Origin of the sequence: Fundidesulfovibrio magnetotacticus, from assembly GCF_013019105.1 — a bacterium.
GTDB lineage: Bacteria > Desulfobacterota > Desulfovibrionia > Desulfovibrionales > Desulfovibrionaceae > Fundidesulfovibrio > Fundidesulfovibrio magnetotacticus.
Genome location: NZ_BLTE01000038.1, coordinates 1 through 1,895, shown reverse-complemented (window position 1 = coordinate 1,895; position 1,895 = coordinate 1). Strand labels below are relative to the sequence as shown.

The 1,895-nt window shown below is 59.8% G+C and carries 3 protein-coding genes; all 3 read left to right on the top strand.

The genetic code is table 11. The features are described from left to right. Nucleotides 1-618, top strand: a 618-nt coding sequence (locus NNJEOMEG_RS20370) for a hypothetical protein (RefSeq protein ID WP_217270630.1), incomplete at its 5' end; no start/stop codon positions are given. Continuing rightward, nucleotides 599-1,522 (top strand): hypothetical protein, encoded by a 924-nt coding sequence (locus tag NNJEOMEG_RS20145; protein ID WP_173087269.1) that lies wholly within the window; start codon nt 599-601, stop codon nt 1,520-1,522. The genes NNJEOMEG_RS20370 and NNJEOMEG_RS20145, both read left to right, overlap by 20 nt. Before the next feature lie 66 nt (nt 1,523-1,588). Then, nucleotides 1,589-1,895, top strand: a 307-nt coding sequence (locus tag NNJEOMEG_RS20365) for a hypothetical protein (protein ID WP_217270629.1), incomplete at its 3' end; no start/stop codon positions are given.

Below are 1,895 nucleotides of genomic sequence, written 5' to 3'. Positions count from 1 at the left end.
CCGGGCTGGGCATCGCCTCAAGGGGCAGCGCCCGGGCATGGTCTCCTCGGGTGGGCCGCTGCAACGCAACAACCGGGGCAACCCGGCCAGACCGGCACGCTTTGGGGCGATACGGTCCCATCGCCGTGGGATCGGCATGAGTCGCCGGAAGGCTGGCAGGAGAGCGGCGGCGCTGGTCAGGAGGAAGAAAAGCCCAAGGAAGCCCCGAGTCCGGGAGGGACGATTCTGTTGACGGCATACGAACAAGGGGCTGGGCGAGTAGGGCACAGTGCGCTGTACATTCCAGGAAAGGGCTTTCTCTACGATCCGGCAGGGACCTACAACCAACGGATACGGGGAACTGGAGGGTGGTTCTACGAGGGCGACGAGGATTTTCCGAGCCTCCAGGATTACATCAACTACCACAACAAGACGGGTTGGGTGGAACAGGTCAAGATTCCGACCACGCCCAGTGAGGAGGCCTTGATCATCTCAAGGGCGGAGAGCATGCGTGACCCGGCTGGCCTCGAATGTGCCGCAAGGGTGTCAACGGTCCTTGAAGGCATATGCGGAATTAAAAAGTGTGAAACCCCGAATGCTCTCAAAGCGCAGGCCATAAATGCAAAGCGCGATGATTGAATCCTTTCTGAGCCGCCTGGCCTGGTGCGCCGCCGCGACGGTTGTCGCGGCGGGCGTATGGCTTGCCGCGCCCACGCGAGAGCTGTTCCTGATGAGTTACCGACCGGTTTCGGAGTGTTGGGAAGTAGCGGGGACGTTCTTCCTGCTGATGCTTGCCGGGCAGTATCTTCTCGACCGGACAATCCGGGAGGGCAGGCCTGGCGCGGTGTTGATCGGGATGTGGTTTCTGGGCTATTTGACGTTCTTTGCGGCGGAGTGTCTGCTGTTGCTCAATGAATTGTATGTTTACGAAATTCTGACGCAAAGCGATGTCTTTCTGCAGAGTTTTGTATTCATACTGATTGAGAGAACGTTCATGGCCGGTGCCGGTTATTACGGGGCATTTCTCGCCATGGTACACCGCAGCCTGCCTGGGATAGTGCGGAGAGCTGGATTGTCCAGTCACGGCCTGGGGGTGGCCGTGAACACTCCGGATGAGGATCGCGCTCCGGAGGAAAGCCGTCTGAAGAGGCTGCTCTGGAGCGGCCTTGCCACCGCGTTGGGGGCGTGCATCATGCTTTCCACGCCGCTGTTTTCCTCGTTCTATTTCCGAATTTGGCGGATGGACGTGAGATTGCAGTGGAGTTTGACATTTTATGGCTTGCTCTGGATCGTGATGTATTGCAGCAGCAAGTTCATTCGTAAGGATAGTTTGCCCGTGGTGGTAATGGTGAGCGCGTTTTACGGCATCATGATCGGGTGCGCCTGGTACACATTCAACCAGTTCAGTCAGTTGCCGCAACGGTTGGTTTTCGCGGTGTTTGCGTCATCGTTGCACGGAACATATGTGAACGCCGTGATCGTGGCGCTCCTCTGCCGCTACCTCCCGAGGCTGGTGGGTTGGGTCACGAACTTACCCACATAGCGCTATGTGGGTGGAAAGAGAAAGCTGCCTGGATACAATCCTCCGAAAACATCAGGAGGATTCGTCATGTTGTTCAAGCCGTTCGGTTCCAGCCTTCTTGCCTCGGCGCAGCCCGAGGCGATCCAGTACGCGTCCGGTCCCGCAAGGGGCCTCTCCGGTGGCCTTTGGACGAACCATGCTCCTCCGGTCCAGGCGGCCGGTCCGGGTCCGGTCAGGCCCGGGTCCGCGTCGGGTGGACCCTTCTCGGCTCCCCACCCGGACGATCCGGGTCCGCTGGAGAACTATCCCTTCGGCCGCCCGCCGCTTACCCCGGAACAGACCCGTCGGGCCTACGCCCGGCAATTGGGGATCGACCCCTCGCAGATCGACCCCA

Excerpts from the sequence above, each read along its gene's own strand:
- NNJEOMEG_RS20145 (WP_173087269.1), top strand. The coding sequence starts at position 599 with ATGCAAAGCGCGATGATTGAATCCTTTCTGAGCCGCCTGGCCTGGTGC.